The 20659-nt window shown below is 68.7% G+C and carries 19 protein-coding genes; 15 read left to right on the top strand and 4 right to left on the bottom strand.

What is annotated here, in order from left to right:
• The 5 genes from QHF83_RS24015 to QHF83_RS23995 form a co-directional block, all read left to right on the top strand.
• Positions 1–505 (top strand): OmpA family protein (locus QHF83_RS24015; RefSeq protein WP_282420247.1); only part of this gene is annotated, 505 nt, incomplete at its 5' end.
• A gap of 125 nt (positions 506–630) precedes the next feature.
• The gene (locus tag QHF83_RS24010) at positions 631–1065 is read left to right on the top strand and encodes a cytochrome c (protein WP_282420246.1); all 435 of its coding nucleotides are present in this window, start codon (positions 631–633) and stop codon (positions 1063–1065) included.
• 13 nt (positions 1066–1078) lie between these two features.
• The gene (locus QHF83_RS24005) at positions 1079–1552 is read left to right on the top strand and encodes a hypothetical protein (protein ID WP_282420245.1); all 474 of its coding nucleotides are present in this window, start codon (positions 1079–1081) and stop codon (positions 1550–1552) included.
• A gap of 338 nt (positions 1553–1890) precedes the next feature.
• Complete coding sequence (locus QHF83_RS24000; RefSeq protein WP_272423088.1) at positions 1891–2070, top strand: hypothetical protein; 180 nt, start codon at positions 1891–1893, stop codon at positions 2068–2070.
• A 37-nt stretch (positions 2071–2107) separates the two neighbouring features.
• On the top strand, positions 2108–3190 hold the full coding sequence (locus QHF83_RS23995) for a TIGR04552 family protein (protein ID WP_282420244.1): 1083 nt from the start codon (positions 2108–2110) through the stop codon (positions 3188–3190).
• 333 nt (positions 3191–3523) lie between these two features.
• On the opposite strand, the gene QHF83_RS23990 is transcribed toward QHF83_RS23995, so the two are convergent.
• Positions 3524–4264 (bottom strand): Crp/Fnr family transcriptional regulator, encoded by a 741-nt coding sequence (locus QHF83_RS23990; RefSeq protein WP_232379562.1) that lies wholly within the window; start codon positions 4262–4264, stop codon positions 3524–3526.
• Positions 4265–4455: 191 nt separating this feature from the next.
• Here QHF83_RS23990 and QHF83_RS23985 point away from each other — a divergent pair, with 191 nt between their 5' ends.
• From QHF83_RS23985 to QHF83_RS23945, 9 genes are all read left to right on the top strand, one after another.
• Complete coding sequence (locus QHF83_RS23985; RefSeq protein ID WP_136929694.1) at positions 4456–4968, top strand: DUF507 family protein; 513 nt, start codon at positions 4456–4458, stop codon at positions 4966–4968.
• A gap of 17 nt (positions 4969–4985) precedes the next feature.
• On the top strand, positions 4986–5303 hold the full coding sequence (locus tag QHF83_RS23980; RefSeq protein ID WP_153817484.1) for a hypothetical protein: 318 nt from the start codon (positions 4986–4988) through the stop codon (positions 5301–5303).
• A 37-nt stretch (positions 5304–5340) separates the two neighbouring features.
• A complete protein-coding gene (locus tag QHF83_RS23975; protein WP_282420243.1) occupies positions 5341–6402 on the top strand; it encodes an NAD-dependent epimerase/dehydratase family protein in 1062 nt (353 codons plus the stop codon).
• A 20-nt stretch (positions 6403–6422) separates the two neighbouring features.
• Positions 6423–7301, top strand: coding sequence for a YicC/YloC family endoribonuclease (locus QHF83_RS23970; RefSeq protein ID WP_282420242.1), 879 nt, complete (start codon positions 6423–6425; stop codon positions 7299–7301).
• Between the two features lie 47 nt (positions 7302–7348).
• Positions 7349–7978 (top strand): guanylate kinase, encoded by a 630-nt coding sequence (gmk, locus tag QHF83_RS23965; RefSeq protein ID WP_282420241.1) that lies wholly within the window; start codon positions 7349–7351, stop codon positions 7976–7978.
• Complete coding sequence (mtnP, locus tag QHF83_RS23960) at positions 7975–8853, top strand: S-methyl-5'-thioadenosine phosphorylase (RefSeq protein ID WP_282420240.1); 879 nt, start codon at positions 7975–7977, stop codon at positions 8851–8853. The genes gmk and mtnP overlap by 4 nt, the downstream gene beginning before the upstream one ends.
• Before the next feature lie 11 nt (positions 8854–8864).
• On the top strand, positions 8865–9791 hold the full coding sequence (locus QHF83_RS23955) for a PfkB family carbohydrate kinase (RefSeq protein ID WP_282420239.1): 927 nt from the start codon (positions 8865–8867) through the stop codon (positions 9789–9791).
• A gap of 78 nt (positions 9792–9869) precedes the next feature.
• Positions 9870–10847, top strand: coding sequence for a hypothetical protein (locus tag QHF83_RS23950; RefSeq protein ID WP_282420238.1), 978 nt, complete (start codon positions 9870–9872; stop codon positions 10845–10847).
• A 129-nt stretch (positions 10848–10976) separates the two neighbouring features.
• Positions 10977–15155 carry a hypothetical protein gene (locus tag QHF83_RS23945; RefSeq protein ID WP_282420237.1) on the top strand — a complete coding sequence of 1393 codons (4179 nt, stop codon included), beginning with the start codon at positions 10977–10979 and terminating at the stop codon, positions 15153–15155.
• Positions 15156–15207: 52 nt separating this feature from the next.
• Here QHF83_RS23945 and QHF83_RS23940 read toward each other — a convergent pair whose 3' ends face one another.
• From QHF83_RS23940 to QHF83_RS23930, 3 genes are all read right to left on the bottom strand, one after another.
• Positions 15208–15468 (bottom strand): hypothetical protein, encoded by a 261-nt coding sequence (locus tag QHF83_RS23940; protein ID WP_282420236.1) that lies wholly within the window; start codon positions 15466–15468, stop codon positions 15208–15210.
• A 189-nt stretch (positions 15469–15657) separates the two neighbouring features.
• Entirely contained in the window at positions 15658–16839 is a 1182-nt protein-coding gene (locus tag QHF83_RS23935; protein ID WP_282420235.1) for a hypothetical protein, read from the bottom strand.
• Positions 16840–16940: 101 nt separating this feature from the next.
• Positions 16941–18482 (bottom strand): hypothetical protein, encoded by a 1542-nt coding sequence (locus QHF83_RS23930; RefSeq protein ID WP_282420234.1) that lies wholly within the window; start codon positions 18480–18482, stop codon positions 16941–16943.
• A gap of 231 nt (positions 18483–18713) precedes the next feature.
• Between QHF83_RS23930 and QHF83_RS23925 the strand changes: the two genes are divergently transcribed.
• Positions 18714–20570: a L,D-transpeptidase gene (locus tag QHF83_RS23925; protein WP_282420249.1), complete on the top strand. Its 1857-nt coding sequence runs from the start codon at positions 18714–18716 to the stop codon at positions 20568–20570.
• Positions 20571–20659: the final 89 nt, after the last annotated feature.

The following is a 20659-nucleotide window of genomic DNA, read 5'->3' as shown; positions in this document are numbered from 1 at the left end:
GCCGCCCCCGCCGCCGCCCCCGCCGCCTCCGCCGCCCCCGCCGCCCCCGCCGGCCGCGGCGCCCGCGCCCGAGCTCAAGATGGAGGGCAACAAGCTCCTCCTCCCCGGCGCCATCGTCTACAAGACGGGCAGCGCGGAGCTCGAGCCGGTCAGCTTCCCGATCCTCGATCAGGTCAAGTCGTACCTCGACTCGAAGCCGAACGTGACGCTGCTCCGCATCGAGGGCCATACGGACGCGGACGGCGACGCGGCGAAGAACCTCGACCTCTCCGCGCGCCGCGCGCAGTCGGCGGCGAAGTACCTCGTGGGCAAGGGCGTCGATTGCAAGCGCCTCATCGCGGTCGGGTTCGGCGTGACGAAGCCCGTCGCCGACAACAAGACGGCCGAGGGCAAGGCCCAGAACCGCCGCACCGACTTCATCAACGCGGCGATCAACGGCAAGCCCATCATGAAGATGCCGGTCGACGGCGGCGCGCCCAAGGTCCTCGACGCCTGCGCGCCCTGACGATCCCGCATCTCCCCTCCTCTCCCGCCGTCCCTTCCCTCCCCGCCCGAACCCCGGGGTGAGGCGAGACCAGCCGCCGAAAAACGCTGGCCAATCCGCCCCGGGCCCATCATCCCTTCATGGCCATGCGCCCGCTCGTCCTCACGTCGCTGCTCCTCGGCTCGTCGCTCGTCTTCGCGACGGGATGTGATTCCTCCTCGCGCGACGTGCGCGAGTGGAAGCCGACGGATCACGATCAGCCGCTCGGTCAACAGCCCGGGCAGGTCGCCGCGCGTCCTCGCAGCTCCGCGGAGCAGGGGCCCGATCAGAGCCTCGTGGAGATCGCCTGGCAGCGCAACTGCGCGAGCTGTCACGGCCAGCGCGGCAAGGGCGACGGGCCGCAAGGCGCGATGGTGCGCGCGCCCGATCTCACGCGTTCGGACTGGCAGGGGCAGGTGACGGACGAGCAGGTGGCAGAGGTCATCCGCAAAGGTCGCAACCGGATGCCGCCGTTCGGCAACCTGCCCGATCAAGTCATCATGGGCCTCGTCGGCCGCATCCGCGCGAACCGCTCGCCTTGATCCGCGCCTCACGTTGACTTCCCCTCTCCCCCTCGTCACGTTGCGGCCGATGCAGCGGGAGACGACGACGGACGAGGAGACGCAGCCGCAGGCCGAAGGATCGGCGGAGCCCTTGTTCACGCCTTCGCCGCGGAGGCGACGGCTCCTGTCGTTGCTCCTGCTCGCGGGCGGCGGCGCGGCGGTCCTGTCGCTCGCGCCGCACTGGCCCAAGGAGCGCTCGGTCGATTTTCGTCTCGACGGCGAGACCGGCACGGTCGTCGGCTTCGACGTGACGTGGTCCCGGGCCGGCGGGGAGGCGGAAGCCGTCAGCGGCAGCTCGTTCCGCTACGAGCCCGGGCGCGCGCCGAAAATCGTCCACACGACCGTGCACTTGCCGGACGGGTCGTATGCACTGGACATCCGCATCGACCGCGCGGATCGCAGCGACTCGATGCAGCGCACGCTGACGCTCGGAGACGCCGAGCAGATCACCGTGCCGCTTCGCTGAGGCAGAGAGCGTCCTTCAAGCATCGCCTGCGTCTCCCGGGACACGGTTCGCGGGTCGAGAAACGACCTACAAGTCGGCCATCAAGCGTACGAATCCGTTGGATATTTCTCCGTTCGTGCCAGTAAGGCTTCGTGCGGGAACGGAACGTGTGACGAATTCGCTTGATGCGGCGCCCCAGACACCGCTACTTCTTGGCCCGTTGGCTTGGGGTGTGGCAGCTTATCCTACATGCTCTTATCTGTCGCCGATGAGCGCACCCTGTCGTTCCTGGACGGGGGCCGCGCCGCGGCGTCGGAGGGCGACCCGAGGGTCGGGTCGCCTGCACTGATGGAGGACCGATGAAGATCACGCCCTGGTACCTGGCCGCTCTCGCTCCCTTCGCCGCGATTGGGTGCAGTGGTGCATATCTCGGGCACGCGGCCGTCGTCGTTCTGACGATCGGCATCTTCTTTGGCACGCTCTCGCTCGGCCGGACGCCGAACGCGCCCCCGCCCTCGCCGCCGAACGCACGTGCGTGAACGCGCGAGGCCGTTTCCGCGCTGTTAACCTCGGGTCATGACGTACGACACCGTCGGCTCTCTCAAGGGCCTCGACGAGTTCTCCTTGATGGACCTCGAGGCGGTGCGTCTCATCCTGCGAGGCGACTCCGTCGTCGACTGGCACAGGCTCCACGTTCGCGACGAGGAAGAGGCGCGCGTGCTCCTGCGAGCGCAGGAGTTCCGCCCCGAAGAGCCCGCAGATCGCGCGCGGCTCGAGGCGATCAAGAACGAGGCGATCGCCTATCTACGTCGACACTTCGAGTTCCCGATCCCCAAGCCCGTCGCTCGTTGCTCCGTGGAGGAGCTCCTGGTGCTCGCCTCGGGCAAGGGTCACAGGCAGCTCTGCGCCTGCACGATCCTGAAGGCGATGCACATCATCCATCACCTCGAGGGGCGCGAGCTGCTCTTCTCGATCCCGATGTCCGACCAGGATGTGTTTCACCTGGTGGAGGAGAAGGTCTATCGGATCGTGGGCGGGATGCTCGCGGCCGGCTTCCCCATCACGGAGTTCATCGGGGGGCGGAAGAACAAGGACTCGCTCTACACGAAGCTGCTCTCGAAGACCGATACGACCGCAGCCGCGATCTACGACAAGCTGCGGTTCCGGATCGTGACGCGGGAAGCAGACGACATCCTGCCGATCCTGCTTTACCTGTCGGAGCGGCTGTTCCCGTTCAACTACGTCGTGCCCGGGCAGAGCACGAACACAATCTTTCACTTCCGTAGTTACTGCGAGCGTCACCCGTTCCTGCGCATGCTGCTTCGCGAGCTGCAGGCAGGCGTGGATGATGGCCTGACGCTCAGCAACAACACGTTCAGTGATCAGAGCTATCGCGTGATCCACTTCGTGGTGGATCTGCCGGTGCGGCTGCCGCCCGAGATCATGGAGCTGGCGCCGCCGGCAGCATGGGCGCTCGGTCCGATCGTGTTCGTGTTGTGCGAGTTCCAGCTCATCGACCGCGAGACGGAAGCAGCCAACGAGCTCGGAGACGCGAGCCACGCGAAGTACAAGGAACGGCAAAAGGTGGCCGTGATGCGTCGGTTGAAGCTCGGCGGGCGAGCGCCGACGCGCGTGCCGACGTCGAAGCGGAATCGCTAGGGAACCGCCGCGCCGGGGTTTCACCCCGGACCCGACCAGGGGCTGTCCGCCCCTGGACCCGGACCAGGCACGGCCTGGACCGAGGGCGACAGCGTGCGATGCGCGCTGTCGACAGGGACAACGTCGTCAAGCGACACGTCCGCGTCGCTGTCCTGGTTGGCGAGGTGGTGGGGGGTCTTGTCCCGGGCCCGTCCGAGAAACCGCGCATCGCGCGGTTTCTCGGCCCTCGGTCCAGGCCGTGCCTGGTCCGGGGTGCCGGGGGCGGACAGCCCCCGGCTGGGGTTTGGGGCAACGCCCCAATCTCCCGCCAGGGGCTCCGTCGAGAACGCGCGATCAGGTACGGGTCTTGAGGCCTTCGCGGTCGAGCACGACGATGCGACGGCGGTCGACCTCGATGATGCCTTTGCGGCGAAGCTCGCCCAGGGTGAGCGTGACGGTCTCGCGGGTGGAGCCGATCATGCTGGCCATTTCCTGGTGCGTGAAGGGGGCCGAGATCAGGACGCCGCGCGGGTCGGGGATGCCCCAGCGCTGGGCGGCCTTGAGCAGGAACTCGGCCAGACGCGCTTCCACGTTGCGGAAGAGCATCGAGGCGAGACGCTCTTCCGTCTCGGCGTTGCGCTCCACGAGCGCGCCGACCAGCGCGTTCGCGAAGGCTTGATCCGAGGACATGAGCCCGCGGATCGTGGCGATCGGAACGACGAGCGCTTCCACGTCTTCCGTGGCGATCGCGCTCTCGCGGTGGTTCGGGACGCCGCCGAGCGCGGCCTCGCCGAGGAGGTCGCCTGCGCCGCGGTAGCCGAGCGAGAGCGTGTGCCCTTCGTTCAGCGCCCGGACCAGGCGGACGCGTCCGCTGCCGAGCATCACCACCGAGTTCGCGGGGTCGCCCTGGGTCACCAGCGGCCGGCCGCGCGTCACTCGCTGGATCGTTCCAGCGTCGGCCAGGAGGGTCTGCGACGCGGGCGAAGCCGCGCTACCGACCGCTCCACGCCGCAAAATCCGCCGCTTCCGTGCGTCCGGATCGAGCCCCCCGTCGTTGCCGACCGCGCCGGAACGAGCCGGGACGTTCGGTGCCATCGCATCCTTACCCATCATATCGAGACTGCTCCTCTAGGTGCGTTTTCGCCGTGCGGGCCCAGAAAAAGAACGCGGCTTGCGTTGACATCTCCGAAGTACGGCCCGTACCTTTCGGGGGCCGAAGCCCCAGCCGAAGAACCCAAGTTGGCGGGGATCCGGTGCCCCGCTCCCCTGAAGCTACGGATCGTTGGATGCGCCTCTTTAGCGGTAAAATTGCCCCTCTCAGCGAAGAAATCGTCAAAACCCTGGCGGACAACGGGGAGATCGAGTGTGAGGACCGAAAAGAGGTGGTCCGCGACCTGGAGTCCGTCTTCTCTCAGTACCTCGCGACGGAAAAGGAAGTGATGGACAAGTCGAAGGCCACGCTGGAGTCGCGTGGCCTGCCGCCCTCGGAGCTCGGGCGGATCCGGAAGATCATCGCCGAACAAAAAGGCATCAAGATCGGCGAAGACATCCTCGACTACTTGCTAGACCAGTGCATCGAGATGCTCATGCACTCGGGCAACGTCGACGAGGTCTACGGTCAGGATCACGACCTCCGGCGTCGCATGCGGCCGGTTCTGAAGAAGTACCTCGCGGCCGACGACGAGCTCGACGCCGAGGTCCGGAACAAGATGAAGAACCTGCAGGAAGGGACTCGGACCTGGGAGGTCGAGTACCAGAAGATCAAGAACGAGATCCAGCGCCGCAAGGGCCTCGTTTGAGGGGAGAGTAGAGACCGATGGGCTGGATTCCGAAGGTCGAGCAGAAGCGCCACTTCTGCCACAAGTGCAAGAACGAGCTCGTCTTCGAGGTGAAGCTCCAGCGCGCCGACACGTGCCCACACTGCGGCGTCGACATGCACTGCTGCAAGAACTGCGAGTACTGGGATCCGTCCGCGCACAACCAGTGCAAGGAGCGGATCGCCGAGTACATCCCCGACCGGGAAAAGGCGAACTTCTGCACGTTCTTCACGTTCAAGAACGGCGTCCCGGAAGATACGTCCGCGCAGATCGCCAAGTCGAAGGCCCGCCTCGACGATCTGTTCAAGAAGAAGTAAGTCGCGAGCGCCTGCGCGTTCGAGCATCGAAACGGGCATGTCCACGCCTCGTTACCTGGTCACCGGCGGCGCCGGTTTCATCGGCAGCAACATCGTCGCGGCGCTCGTCGCCGCGGGCGAACGCGTACGCGTCCTCGACAACCTCGCCACGGGGATGTGGGAGAACCTCGACGGGATCTCCCCTTCCTCCGCGGTCGAGCGCATCGAGGGCGACATCCGCGACCCCGAGGCCGTCGCCAAGGCCGCCGCGGGCGTCGAGGTCGTCTTTCACGAAGCCGCGCTCGGGTCCGTGCCGCGCAGCGTCGAAGACCCGGTCACGAGCGACGCCGTCAACGTCGGCGGCACCGTCACCGTGCTCGACGTGTCGCGCCGCGTCGGCGTGCGTCGCGTCGTGTTCGCCGCGTCGTCCTCGGCGTATGGCGAGACGCCCGTCCTGCCGAAGCGCGAGGACATGCCGCCGATGCCGCTCTCGCCGTACGCCGCGACGAAGCTCGCGTGCGAGAGTTATTGCCGCGTCTTCTCCTCGATCCACGGCCTGGAGACGATGTGCCTGCGGTACTTCAACGTCTTCGGTCCGCACCAGACGCCCGAGGGGCCGTACGCAGCGGCGATCCCGCGCTTCGTCGACGCCGCGCTCGCGGGGAGGCCGATCCGGATCTTCGGCGACGGCGAACAGACGCGCGACTTCTGCTTCGTCGACAACGCGGTGCGGGCGAACTTGCTCGCCGCTGCGTCGCCGCGGAAGCTCGCGGGCGAGGTCGTCAACATCGCGGGCGGACGGCGCGTGTCCTTGAACGCGCTCTGCGTCGAGATCGGCCGCGTCCTCGGGCGGACGCTCGCGGTCGAGCACGGCCCGGCCCGCCCGGGTGACGTGCGGCATTCGCTCGCGGACGTGAGCCTCGCGGGGGAAATTCTGGGGTACGAACCTTCCGTGCGGTGGGAGGACGGCATCGCCCCGACGATCGCGTACCTGGAGGCGCTCCGGGCGCAGGGGCCGGCCGAAGCCGCCCGGCGGGCGGCCGAGCGACGCGTGCAAAGTCCGCGGGAGAGCGCAATTTTTGCGGGTGCGACAACCAACGTTGTTGCACTCTTTCGGTGAGCGACGTATCCGGCAGAGCCATGCGGAGCATGACGGGGTTCGGGATCGGCGAGGTGACCCTCGGAGAGGGCCGCGTGCTCGCCGAGATCCGTTCCGTCAACCAGCGGTTCCTCGACGTTCGAACGCGGCTGCCGCGGGAGCTCGCCGAGATCGCGCTCTTCGCGGAGCAGGTGGTGCGCGAGCGGCTGCGTCGCGGACGTGTCGAGCTCGTCGTGCGCACGGAGGGTCCGGTGCTGACGGCGGCGACGCTCGACGTGGCGCGCGCGCGCTCGGCGTTCCGCCAGCTCCTCGCGCTGCGGGACGAACTCGCGCCGGGCGCGGAGCTGCCGCTCGCGTTGCTCTCGGCCGTGCCGGATCTGTTCATCCCGCCGGCGGGGCCGGAGCTCGCCGCGGTGCGCGACGCGGTCAGGCGCGCGATCGAGGCTGCGATCTCGGGGATGGACGCGATGTGCCGCGCGGAGGGCGAGGCGCTGCACGCAGATCTGTCGGGGCGGTGCCAGGCTCTCCGGCGCCTCATCGAGGCGATCGCTTTGCAGGCGGACGGTTTGCGCGAAGCGGCGCAGCGGCGGCTGCACGAGCGGCTCGAACGGCTGCTCGCGAGCGCGGAGCTCACGGTGGATCGGGGCAGGCTCGAGCTCGAGCTCGCGATCCTCGTGGACAAGAGTGATTTCACCGAGGAGCTCACGCGCCTGCGGAGCCACCTCGATCAGCTCGAAGGCGTGCTCGCGTCGAGCGGGGGCGAGCCCGTGGGGAGGCGGCTCGACTTCCTTCTGCAGGAAATGGTACGCGAGGCCAACACGCTCGGCGCGAAGGCCCAGGACGCCTCGGTCAGCCAGCTCGTCGTCGGCATCAAGGTCGAGCTCGAGCGGCTCCGCGAGCAGGTGCAGAACGTCGAGTGACGCGGACGCGTCCGAAGGCCCAGAACCCCAGCACGAGACCGACACGAATGGTGAGCGACTTCCTCCTCCTCATCGTCTCCTCCCCTTCCGGGGCGGGCAAGACGACGCTCTGCAACCGGCTGCGCGCGGAGTTCCCGGACCTGCGCTTCTCGGTCTCGCACACGACGCGCAAGCCTCGCCCGAACGAAGCGGACGGGCGCGAGTACCACTTCATCGACAAGGACTCGTTCGATCGGATGATCGGCGAGCACGCGTTCGCGGAGTGGGCGCCGGTGCACGGCAACTACTACGGCACGAGCGTCGCCGAGATCGAGATCGCGAAGCGCGAGGCGCGCGGCGTGTTGTTCGACATCGACTACCAGGGCGCGCGGCAGATCAAGGCACGCATGCCCGAGGCCGCCTCCGTGTTCATCCTGCCGCCCTCGCTCACCGAGCTCGAGCGCAGGCTGCGCGGCCGCGGGACCGAGGACGAGCCGACCACGCTGCGCCGCCTCCAGGCCGCGAAGAGCGAGATCGAGCATTACGGATTCTTCGACTACGTGATCGTGAACGACGATCTCGATCGGGCGTACGATCAGCTCCGTTCGGTGGTGTTCGCCGAGCGTTGTCGTCGCGGCCGGCACGCGTTGCTCTGCGAGCGGATGCTCGCCGAGGGGAAGGTCGGAGCTTCCACATGAGCCACGTCCTCGGGGTGATCGGCGGCAGCGGTGTGTACGCGCTCGAGGATCTCGACGACGTCGAGGAGGTCGACGTCGAGACGCCGTACGGCCCGCCGAGCGACGTCGTGTTCCGCGGTCGCGATCGCGACTCGGGGACGACGCTCCTGTTCTTGCCGCGCCACGGCCGAGGGCATCGCCTCTCGCCGACGGAGATCAACTACCGGGCGAACGTGTGCGCGCTGAAGAAGCTCGGCGCCACGCACCTCGTCAGCGTGAGCGCGGTGGGATCGATGCGCGAGGACATCGCGCCCGGGGATCTCGTGATCGTCGATCAGTTCATCGACCTCACGAAGCGCCGCACGAGCACGTTCTTCGAAGGTGGCGTCGTGGGGCACGTGGCCTTCGCCGATCCGGTCTGCCCGCATCTCTCCACGGCGCTTGCTGCGGCGGCCATGCGGCAGGTCGACGGCACGCAGAAGAGGGTCCACAAGGGCGGCACGTACGTGTGCATGGAGGGGCCGCAGTTCTCGACACGCGCGGAAAGCAATCTCTATCGGAGCTGGGGCGTGCACGTGATCGGCATGACGGCGATGCCCGAGGCGAAGCTCGCGCGCGAGGCGGAGCTTCCTTATGCGCTGCTCGCGATGTCCACGGACTACGACTGCTGGCACGCGACCGAGGAGTCGGTGACGGTCGAGGCCGTGATCGCGGTGCTTCGGGAGAACGTGGTGTACGCGCGGCGCACGCTCCGTGATCTCAGCCGCGGCATGCCTGATCCCAAGACGAGCCCGGCGCACGGCGCGCTCGCGAACGCGATCATGACCCGACGTGATCTCGTACCCGAGCAGACGCGGGCGCGGCTGTCGTGGCTTTTGCCGGATCTCTCGTGCTAGAAGGGGCCGCCGTGAGCACGTCCTCTCCGATTCTCATCGTTGGATCCATGGCCTTCGACGATCTCGACCTGCCCTCGGGCAAGGCGCGCGACGTCGTGGGCGGCTCGGCCACGTACGCGGCCATGACCGCGTCGGTCTTCGCGCCGGTGCGTGTCGTCGCCGTCGTCGGGGACGATTTTCCGGAGCACGTGCTCATCGCCATGCAGGCACGCGGCATCGACACGCGCGGCATCGAGCGGGCGAATGGCAAAACGTTCCGCTGGGCGGGCCGGTACGATCAGGATCTCGTCCACCGCACCACGCTCGACACGCAGCTCAACGTCTTCGCCGATTTCCGCCCGCGCCTGCCCGAGGCCTACCGCGACACGCCGTTCCTCCTGCTCGGCAACATTCATCCGGGGCTTCAGCTCGACGTGCTCGAGCAGGTGCGCGCCCCTCGCCTCGTCGTGGCCGACACGATGAACTTCTGGATCACGGGCGAGCCCACGCTGCTCGCGTCGATGCTGAAGCGCATCGACGTGCTCATCGTGAACGACGAGGAGGCGCGGCAGCTCTCGGGCATCCACAACATCCGGCGCGCGGCGCGTGACATCCTCGCGCGCGGCCCGAAGCGCCTCGTCATCAAGCGCGGCGAGCACGGCGCGCTGCTCTTCGACGAGGAGGGCGTGTTCGCGGCCCATGGCTTCCCGCTCGAGGACGAAGTGGATCCGACGGGCGCGGGCGACTCGTTCGCGGGCGGCTTCCTCGGCTACCTCGCGACGCAGTCCGACATCACGCCGCTCGCGCTGCGGCGCGCAATGGTGCACGCGACGGCGACGGCGTCGTTTTGCGTCGAGGCGGTAGGTACGGGCAAGGTCGGCGTGCTCGTGCGCGACGACGTCACCGCGCGCGTCACCGAGATCCAGAAGCTCTACGAGTTCGGCGCCAGCACGATGTGATCTCCCCGCTCCGCCCCGCGCGGAGCGGGCGCCGTCCGTGATAGTCTTCGCGCTCCTTTTTGCGTGGAGGAAACACGGATGCGCTTTTCGAACGTGGCCGCGTCGCTCGCGGCCTTCGGGCTTTTGTCTCTCGGGGTCTTCGGCAGCGGCTGCGGCGGTGAGGATACGCCGCCGTCCCAGCCGCCTCCTTCGGGCGCGAACTGCGCTCTCACGGCCGAGTGCGTCACGACCGATCCCACGTGTATCGCGCTCGTCGACAACGCGGGTCAGACGGAGTTCGGCCTGCGCATGTCGCAGATCATCATCAGCAAGCCCGCGACGCTCGCGGCCGCGAGCTTCATCGGCAAGACCGTCGCGAGCGGCGTCGCGCTGAAAGACTTGAAGTGCAACCTGGACGGCTCGGGCACGTTCTCGTGGTTGCTCCACTTCGACACGACGACGAACACCGTCTGCACGGGCGGCGCGAAGCCCGTCGCGAGCCCCGCGGACGGTTATACGTTCGTGAACGAAATGGTCGGCGGCTTCAACATCACGCCGATCAAGTTCACGAGTGATCTGTCCCAGGGCTCGTTCGAGGTCATGGAGGGTCAGGACATCATCGTCCCCGTGTACACGGCCGAGGGAGGTGAGCCCATCCTCTTGCCGCTCAAGAAGGCGCGGATCCTGGATGGGAAGCTCTCGTCCAACAACAACTGCGTGGGCAGCTACAACGCCGAGGGCCTCGATCCGCTGAACCTCTGCAAGCCGTACCCCGAAGAGAATCAGTTCACGTTCAACAACGCGGGCAAGATCGAGGGGTACATCACGCTCGAGGACGCGGATGCCGTCGAGGTCGATCTCGCGAAGAAGTCGCTCTGCGCGCTCCTGACGGGCAAGGACGACGGCGCCACGCCGATCGCGAAGTGCGCGCGCGATGCGAACGGAAAAATCGATTACAAGGGCGACTGGTGCGACGCCACGAACGCGGCTGCGGACGGGACGTGCGCGGACGCGGTGCAGCTCGGCGCGGAGTTCGCGGCGAGCGCGGTGAAGATCAACGGCGGCTGCCCGCTCTGACGCGGAGACGCCCCGTCCGTCACGCTTGCGGCGTGCGCCGTAGGACGCGTACGATCGCGCAAATCCGGTGAAAAACGGCCTCTGGCGTGTGCGAGAGGCCGCATCGGTGGCGCTTCGGAGGTCTTCGCCATGCCTCGCTTTCTCAGACATCTCATCGGGATCATGGTCGTGATCCTCATCGCCGGTTGTGCCGGCGGTGGTTGCTCGAGCGGATGCTCGGGCTGTGGCATGACACCCTTGCCCGGCGGCTTCGATCCACAGGCTCGGATCGAGAACGCCGGCTCGGTGCGGCTCACGCAATCCGGGCTCACGTTCCTCGAGCAGAACCTCGGGCCTCTGGCCAAGAGCCTCCTCGGGGGCAACGGCAGCGGCGGCGTCGTCACGTTCCCCATCCCCTCGACGAGCGGTTCGACCGCGGGCATCGGGTACGACGTTTGCCCCGACGGCCCCAACGAGGGCTCGAACCCGCCGAAGTGTGTCGCGGAGATCGACGTCGGTAACGCCCAGCTCAACATCGACACGTCGACGCCGCACAACATCAAGATCACGGGCCCGCTGCCGCTCCGGCTCCAGGACCTGCCGATCGACATCTCGTACTTCGGCATCCCTGACAGCGCCACGGCGCGCCTGACGGGCAACGGCTGCACCACGCCGTCCACGTTCGCGAACATCGATCTGAACGTCGACATCTCGATCGAGGTCGACACGAACCCGGCGCACTCGCGGCACGGCTACTCGCGCGTCAAGGTCGGCACGCTCTCGGTCAACGAGACCCAGCTCCAGGACTCGCTCGAGTTCTGCGGTGGCGGGTTCTCGAACTTCGTGCTCAACGCGATGAAGGGCATCGTCTTCGATCTGCTCGTCGGCGAGCTCATCGGCACGCTCTCCGAGACGATCGAGGAGCAGCTCTGCCAGCAGGCGAACCCGGATCTGAACCCCTCCTGCCCGCTCGGCACGAACGACGTGGGCGGCGTTTGTCGTTATGGAACGGCCGAAGGCGACGAGTGCGCCTCGATCATCCTCGGCACCGACGGCAACGTGAACCTCGGCAGCCTGCTCGCGAGCGTCTCGCCGGGCACGAAGGGTGGCCTCGACATCCTCTTCGCGGTCGGCGGCGCCGGCCAGCGGACCGACAACAGCGGCTACGCGTGGGGTGATCTCAACCCGATCGATGGCGGCGCGACGCTCGGCATGTACGGCGGCGCGGAGCCCACGCCCATCTCGCAGTGCGTGAAGTTCTCGGAGATGCAGCTGCCCACGGGCATCCCGATCCCGGACGAGATCCAGGCCAACACGGTCTCGAACTGGCCCGCGGGGCTCGACGGCCCGCACGTCGGTGTCGCGGTCTCCGAGCGGTTCGCGAACTACGCGCTGAACGGCATGTACAACAGCGGCTTCCTCTGCCTCGGCATCTCCACCGAGACGGTGCCGCAGCTCGCCTCGGGCACGCTCTCGCTGCTCGCGAACTCGCTCAGGGATCTCGGCATCCAGCGCGAGGCGCAGCAAGTCGCGCTCGTCGTCCGGCCGGGCCGCCCGCCGACGGCGACGTTCGGCAACGGCACGGACATCAACGCCGATCCGCTCATCCGCGTGAAGCTCGAGCAGGCCTCGTTCGACTTCTACATCTGGTCGACGGACCGCTTCATCCGCTTCATGACGGCGACCTTCGATCTCGACGTCCCCGTGAACCTCACGGTCACGCCGGACGGCTTGCTCCCCGTGCTCGACAAGATCGGCGTGTCGAACGGCGTGGTCACGAACTCCGAGCTCCTCAAGGAGGATCCGGCGATCATCGCGAGCGCGCTCCAGGGCCTCCTCGGCAGCCTCGGCTCGCAGTTCCTCGGCGGGATCAACGCGATCGACCTCGCGGACGCGCTCAGCTCGGTGGGCCTCACGCTCACGATCCCCGAGACCGTCGAAGGCCAGGGCTCTGCCGGTCTGCGCAAGCTCTCGAAGGGCAGCGACAACTATCTCGGCATCTTCGCGACGCTCGGCGTCGGCCAGGCGTCGCCCGTCGCGCCGAACCCGGGGTCGGCTGCGAAGGCGGAGCCGATCGAGACGACGGCGCGCGTGATCGAGAAGAAGCTCGATCGCACGGGCTTCCGCCTCGGCACGGTGGACGAGGAGAACGCGCCGGTCGTGACGCTGCAGATGTCGTCGCCGAGCGACATGGGCGCGGTGCCCGTCGAGTACTCGTACCGCGTCGATCACGGCATGTGGAAGCCGTTCACGCGTGAGCGCACCGTCGACGTGCGCGACGAGTGGCTGCGTCTGCAGGGCAAGCACACGGTGAGCGTGCGTTCGCGCGTCGTGGGCAAGCCCGAGACGCTCGACGAGACCCCGGCCGAGATCGAGGTCGTGATCGACGCCGAGCCGCCCGTGATCGCGGTCGGCGAGGTGCAGGAAGGCAACCGCGTGTCCATCGACGTGCGTGATTTCGTGGGCGGCGGCGGCGAGTCCCGCGTGCGCTACCGGCTCGACGGCGGCGCGTGGTCCGGGTGGAAGCCCGCCACCGAGCTCGGGATGGTCGACGTGGGCGAGGCGGCCGAGATCGACATCGAGGCCGAGGACGCCGAGGGCAACGTGGCGGAGGCTTCGCAGGCGCTCATCCGTGGTCGCGCGCTCATCACGGGCGAGGGCTGCGGCTGCGCCGTCGTCGGCGACGATCGCACGCAGGGCAAGCCCATGTGGATCGTCGGCCTCGCGCTGCTCGGCGCGGTGATCCGGTTCGGCCGTCGCCGTTCGCCGAAGGCCGTGGCTGCGAAGCCTGCACAGGCTCCCGCTCCCGCGCGTCGCGCTTCGTCGCGCCGCACGATCCGCGCGCTCTCCGGGCTCGCGATCATCGGCGCGGCGGGCTCGTTCGCCGGCTGCAACTGCGGTGGTGAGGACAGCGCGATCGCCGCGGGGTACAGCTGCGTCGCGCCAGGCTGCACCACGCTCGACCCCGGGCTCATCGGCGCGTACACGTCGGTCGCGGTCTCCAGCAAGGGGATCTGGATCGCCGGGTACGTCGAGGCGGACTGGGCAAACGAAAATAGCTGGGGTGATCTCGTCGTCGGCACGTGGAACGGCACGAGCGTCGGCTGGACCGCGATCGACGGCGTCCCGGCCGAGCCCGCGGTCGATCCGACGAAGTACAACAAGAACGGCTTCCGCGGCGGCCAGCTCGATCCGGGCGACGACGTCGGCACGTGGACGAGCATCGCCGTGGGCAGCGACGGCAACCCCGCCGTCGCCTACTACGACCGGACGAACAGGGCCCTCAAGTTCGCCCAGCGCGTGGGCGGCGCCTGGAACATCGTCACGGTCGAGAAGAAGGCGCAGTCCGACATCGGGCGGTACGCGAAGCTTCTCATGGCGGGCGGCGACAAACCCACCATCGCGTACCTCTCGATCGAGCCCGGCAAGGACGGCGCGGTCATCTCGAAGGTCCGCCTCGCGGCGGCGACGACCGCGACGCCGGGGGACACGGACTGGACGTTCGAGGACGTGGCCGTCGACGAAGCCACGCCGTGCCGCGCGTACAACTGCGCGCTCGGTGACGTGTGCGTGCAGGAGACCGGTCGCTGCCAGGAGAAACTCACGGCGTGCGATCCCAAGTGCGGATCGGGCTCGGCGTGCGTGGACATCGGCGGCGCGACGCAGTGCGCGGACACGATCGACGCCGCGAAGCTCGACACCTACCCCGAGGCCATCGGTGACTACATCTCGCTCGCGCAGGATCCCGCGGGCGGGCTCGGCCTCGCGTTCTACGATCGCATCCGGGGCAACCTCGTGATCGCCTCGAAGAACGCGGGCATGTGGCAGACGACGATCGTCGACGGGCAAGCCGCCGACGGCACGGACACCGGTGACATGGGCATCGGCTCTTCGCTCTTCATCGACGAGAAGGGCGACTGGCACCTCTCCTACGTCGACGGTTTGTCCGAAGGCCTCCGTTATGCGCAGGTCACGAAGGGCACGACCGTGAAGGTCACGGGCATCGTCGACGACGGCCTCACCGTCGACGGGACGACGAAGTTCGACGACGGCCAGCACTTGGTCGGCGACGACTCGGCGATCTACGTCGGCGCGAGCGGCGAGATCCACGTCACCTACCAGGACGCGACGGCCGGCCAGCTGCGGTATGCCGTGGGTACGCCGACCGGTGATCAGATCACCTGGAAGGTGCGCGCCGTCGAGCAGGACGGCTTCGCCGGCGCGTTCTCGCGCCCGATCGAGGTCGAGGGCAAGCTGATGCTCGTCAACTGGTGGCGCCACCTCGGCGAGGCGGGGCCGCGCGGCGACGTCGCGATCGTCTCGCCCTGATCCACGACGAGGGCGCGCTCTTCGGGGCGCGCCCTTCCCTTCCCCATCCGCGTTACGCCGCGGCGATCTCCGCGGCCGTCTCCAGCAGCATCTCACGCGTCGCCGGGCCGTTCACCCGCGCGCGCTCCGAGGCGACGAGCTCGAGCAGCTCCTGCTTCGTGGCGACGCCGGAGTCGAGCAGCGCCCGCATGTATCCGTCGACCGCGCCCTGCGCCTTGGCGAGCTTGGTGTAGCTCTCGCCCGCGCTCTGCGCGCGGAGGGCCTCGTTCAACATCTGCTTGAGCTCCGCCAGCATCTCGCTCTTGCGTCGCATGAGACACCTCTCCCGATCCGGCAGGCTGCCGCCTCGGCCGCGCACCACGCGCGTACGCCTCTGGGGTCGGTCCTCGCCCACCCGGCTGCGCCACGCGCGCCGGATCGCCGGTACACGACGTCCCCTATCCGAGGCGCGCGCGTCGGGCCAAATTCTCGATCGTTTTTCCGAGAGGCGCTTTTGCCGCCGTCAGGACGAGCTGCTCTGGAGCAGGCGGCCGAGCGCGCTGTCCGCGAGCGTCGGGTCGAGGCGACCGAGCGCGACCGTCGGGCCCTTCTGCGGCACGAGGACCACGCGGCAGCGACCTCGCGAGGCGGGCATCAGGTTCGTCAGGGCGAAGTCGATCGCGATGGAGACGGCCACGAGCAGCGCGCCCATGCCGAGCAGATCCGGCGAGCCCGCGCGCGCGCCGTCGACGAAGAGCGAGATGCCCACGTAGCTGCCGATCGCCAGCGCGAAGAGCCCCGCGTACATCGCGAGCCGCGGATAGCGCACCTCGCGGGCCACGCGCGTCAGGCCCTCGACCGGGAAGACCATCTCCCGCTCGCGCACCGTCCGTCCGAGCAGCTCCGTCTTCGCGAGCACCGTGATCGAGCGCGGCGAGACCCGCATCTCCGCGGGGCAACGGTACCGGAGCACGAAACGCCCGATCAGGCGGGCGATCGGCATCACGAAGAGCAGGCCCGTCACGGCGAGCAGCACGAGCGCCACGGGACCACGAGGCGGCGGGACGAGCTCCCCGGCGGCCGCGGCGGCGCCGGGGCTCCGCGCGTCCTGGAGGAGCGCGCGCACCACGGGATCACGCGCCTCGGCGGCGAGCGTCCGCGCGTCGCCCCGCGCAGCCGACGACGAGCTCGCGCCGAGCGCCGCGGCCACCACGAGCGCTCCGGCGCGCCCCACGAGCGGCGCGGCTCCTTCGTCCGCCCTGCGCACGAGCGCTGCGGCTTCCCGCCAGAGCCCGTCTGCCTTCTGCCCGAGCGCGGCGTCGATCGCGGAGAGCGCATCGAGCGGCGTGTGCGCGGCGACCCACGCGAGCGCCTCGACCACGCGCCGCTCGGCTTCTACGCCTTCCGGCGGGGCGAGCGCGATGCCGCGGGCGAGCAGCGCCGACAGGAGCGCGCGTGTCGCGGGCCCTGTGGGCTCGTTCGGGCTCCGTTCGAGCGCGGCGAGCACGTTGCCGAAGGGGGTCTCGGCGTCCTCGCTCGAGAGCCCGAGCCTGGAGGCGGCGTCGCGGGCCCCGTCGGGCAGCGAGGTCCTTCGCTCGTCGGCGCAGGCGAACGCGATGGCGTGAACGAGACGGGCCAGATCGTCGCCGCGCGGATGACCGGCGAGCTCGGCGAGGACTTCGTGAGGCGTTTGATCGGCGGGCATGGCTCTGTCGCGCGTCGCGCGCGGGTCGACTTAACCGAACGCGCGCGCCCTGGCTAGTCTTCCGGGCTTTTTCGAAGGCCCGGCTGTGGGCCGAGCGTGCGTCAGGGCGCCTTTTTCCCGGCCTCTTCCGCGGCTTTCGCTTGTTTCGCGAGCTGCTGCTCGACCGCGCTCATGATGTATTTGAGCTGCTTGTTCGTCACGTGCGTGGTGGCGCGGACCAGGTCCCCCTCCGCGACGAACGGCGTCGGCCCGAGGACCTCGAACCGGCCGAGGAAGGGAATCTCGACCTTCCGGAACCCCTCGACGATCGGCCCGAGCTCCCCGGCGTGCTTCTGGGCCAGGTCCGCGTCCTTGTCTTGCGCCTCGAGCAGCACATCCGCGCCGCCGTCGTCCGTCGGCGTCACGGACAGCCGCATCCACTTGAACGTGTCGGGGATCTCGAACGGCAGACCCTTGAACGCCCGGTGCGGCGTGACCATCGAGAGCGCGATCCCGACGCCGCTCGACTTGTTGAAGCCCTTCGTCGACTTCACCTTGGCGAGCTCGCCCTTCGCGTCGGCGGGCAGGACCACGAGGATCCGTTTGCCCGGGACGAGCGCGAAGATGCGCTCGCCCTTGTCGGCCTTGGCGATCGCGGCGGGCACGGGCGCATCTTCGAGCCATCGCCCCGGCGGATCGCTGCGCTTGACGATGGCCTCGATCGCGCCGCGGATCTTCGTCTCGGGCACGTTGAAGTCCATCACGGCGACGACCTTGCGCGAGTCGCGGAACTGCGGGCCGGCGATGAGCAGGTGATCGAGGTCGCGGATGGGATCGATGGGCGTGTCCTTGAAGAAGGACTGCCACTGCGGGATGCCAACCAGGATCCGGCTGAACCACGTCCCGAGCTCGTGCTTGCGGATCCGGTCGCCGGCGATGAGCACCTGTACGTTCGGGTTTTTCGAGGCGATCTCCGCGGCCGAACCCGCGGCCGCGAGCGGATCCTTGAGCTTCGGGCCTCCGGCGTCCGCGCCTGCGTCGGGCAGCTCCGCGACGGGCGCCGGGGCGGCAGCATCCGGCCCCGCATCCAGCTCTGCTTTCGCGACCGCCTCCGCATCGGCGCCTGCGTCCGGCAGCTCCGCGATCGGCGCGCCTGCATCGGGCGCCTGCGTGCCGCCATCCATATCGAGAGGCGTTGCATCGGGGACCCCCGCGTCCTCCGGCCCCGCGTCGCTTGCGCCTGCGTCCTCGGCTTCCGCGTCCGGACCTGCGTCCGGTGCCTCGGCATCCGGGCCTGCGTCGGCCGGCTCTGCCCTCTTCTTGGGCTTCGGCTCGGCTTGCTTCGTGGGTTCGGCGGCGGGATCGGGCTCCGCGGCGACGGGCTCGGACTCCGGCGCGGGTGCCGGCGCTGCGGTTTCTCCGGGCACGAGATCGAGATCGATGGGGATCACGACCTCGCCCTCCATGTCGACCATCGACATCTCTTCGCCGAACAAGAGGGAGAGCCAAGCGAACAGACGCGTCGGCAGCAGCGGCAGATGCAGGAGGAGCGCGATCGTCAGGGCAACCACGAAGGCGCGTGGAGCGGCCGCGCGGATTCGCCCGAGAGGCGTGACCGGCTCGTTCGTGTCTTTCCGGCCACGGGGCCGCGTCCGCTGCTCCACGGACCCTACGGTAGCAGCGCATGGCCGGGCGTCATCGGGGCCGAGCGCTCCGTGGCACGTTCCTTTCAGGGGGCTTTCTCATCCCTTTTGCAGAGAACTGGATCGACGATGCAGGAACGGGTACGAAGACCCCCGAGCCCGTCTGGTCGAGAAGACGAGGCGCATTTTTCGGCGATGGGAAGCTCTCCAGTGGATCGGCCTCGGCGTGAACAAGATCGACCCCGCGTGGCGATGAACTCCCGCGTGCCTGCGGGTCGCGAGCCCGCGCCGCCTCCTCCTCCCGAGGGGAAGGCGCCCTCCACGCTCGCGGCGAGTGCGCTCGGCTTCGCGGTTGCCGCGGGCCTTGCAGGCGCGGTCGCGTGGGCGAGCGGTTGCCACGGGGATGCGCCGCCTGGCGCCTCCGTCGACAAGCCCACGCGCACGAGCCAGCTCCCCGCCCCTCCCCCCACGACGCCCCCGGCCCCGAAGGGTTCTGCGCGAGTCGCGACGGCGACGCCGGCTGACTCCCGAGATGCGGGCGCCGACGCTGCCGTCGACGCGAGCGCCGAGGTCGCCGAGGCCGAGAAGCCGTACACCGGCCCGCTGCTCGGTGGGCTGGCGGTGCAGACGCCGGTCTATCCGACGATGGAGTCGAGCAAGAAGCGGCTTGGCTACATCCGGCTCGGCGGCAAGGTCCCGGTCGATCCGAACCCGACGAAGAACGCCTCGTGCCAGCAGGGCTGGTATCGCCTGCTCGACGGCGGCTACGTCTGCGGCAAGTACGCGACGACGGATCTGTCGAACCCCCAGGTTCGCATGGGCATCACCGCGCCGAACCTCGAGGAGGTGCTGCCTTATCGCTACGCCTACAACACGGCGCATGGCACGCCGCTCTACCGATCGGTCCCCTCGAAGGAGGACATGATCAAGTACGAGCCGTACCTCGAGATGGCGAAGAAGGCGCGCAAGAAGAAGAAGGCCGAAGAAGAGGCCGAGAGCGCAGCCAAGGAAGAGGCGGCGAAGGATCAAACGGCGTCGGCCGCGGCGACGCCCTCGGCGAGCACCTCTGCGGCGGCCGACACCACGGCGGCTCCGGCGGGCCAGGAAGGCGCTCCGAGCGCGCCTGCGCCGATGCCTTCGGCCGAGGTCGCGGCGATGCTCGACGCGGGGCCTGCGGTCGAGGAGCCGCCGAAGCCCTGGTGGCAACAGATCGAGCCGGGCAAGCCCGTCAACGTCACGCTGAAGGAACTCGAGTCGGACGCCGACGGCACCGTCGCCAAGCGCATGGTGAAGGGCTTCTTCGTCGCGGTGGACAAGACGTTCTCGTGGAACAGCCGGACTTGGTACAAGACCACGGCGGGCCTCGTCGCGCCGAGCGACCGCATGTACATCGTCAAGCCCCCGACCTCGCAGGGCATCGACGTGCCCGAGGGCGTCAAGCAGGTCGGCTTCATCCTCGCGACGAAGTCGTCGAAGTTCGAGATCGACGACGAGCACAAGAACGTGAAGGTGAAGGGCCCGGCGCCTCGGTTCACCGCGGTCGGGCTCACGGGCGTGACGGCGACGGTGAAGTCGGTCGTGTACCGGCAGACCACCGAGGGCTGGTGGATGAAGGGCGTTGACGCCACGTACACCGAGCCCGGCCCTCCGCCGGCGGATCTCGCGCCGGGCGAGAAGTGGATCGACGTGAACATCACGCGGAAGACGATCCTCGCGATCGAGGGCGACAAGCCCGTGTACGCGGCGCTCGTGTCGCCGGGGCGGAGGTCGACGAACAAGGCGAAGGATCACTCGACGATCAAGGGCACGTTCCGGATCCGCGAGAAGCACATCGCCGTGACCATGGATGGCGACGGGACCGTCGCGGGCGACCTGCCCTACAGCATCGAGGACGTCCCGTACGTCGCGTACTTCGAGGGTTCGTACGCGCTGCACGGCGCGTTCTGGCACTCGAACTTCGGCCGCGAGATGAGCCACGGGTGCGTCAACCTGTCTCCCCTCGACGCGAAGAAGATCTTCTTCTGGGCCGAGCCTCGCCTCCCCCGCGGCTGGCACGCCGTCTGGTCCACGCCCGAGAACCGCGGCACGCTCGTGGTCGTCCACGAGTAATCCTCCACAAAACCAGAAACCCAGGCCTCCCTGGTCCGCCTGGACGTATCTGCCGAGCCAGCAGCCCCGAACGCCGGGTAGGCCCGAAC

This window comes from Polyangium sp. 15x6 (assembly GCF_029960785.1).
Classification (GTDB): Bacteria; Myxococcota_A; Polyangia; order Polyangiales; family Polyangiaceae; genus Polyangium.
The sequence above is the reverse complement of the archived record's forward strand: the minus strand, read 5'-3'. Positions and strand labels throughout refer to the sequence as shown.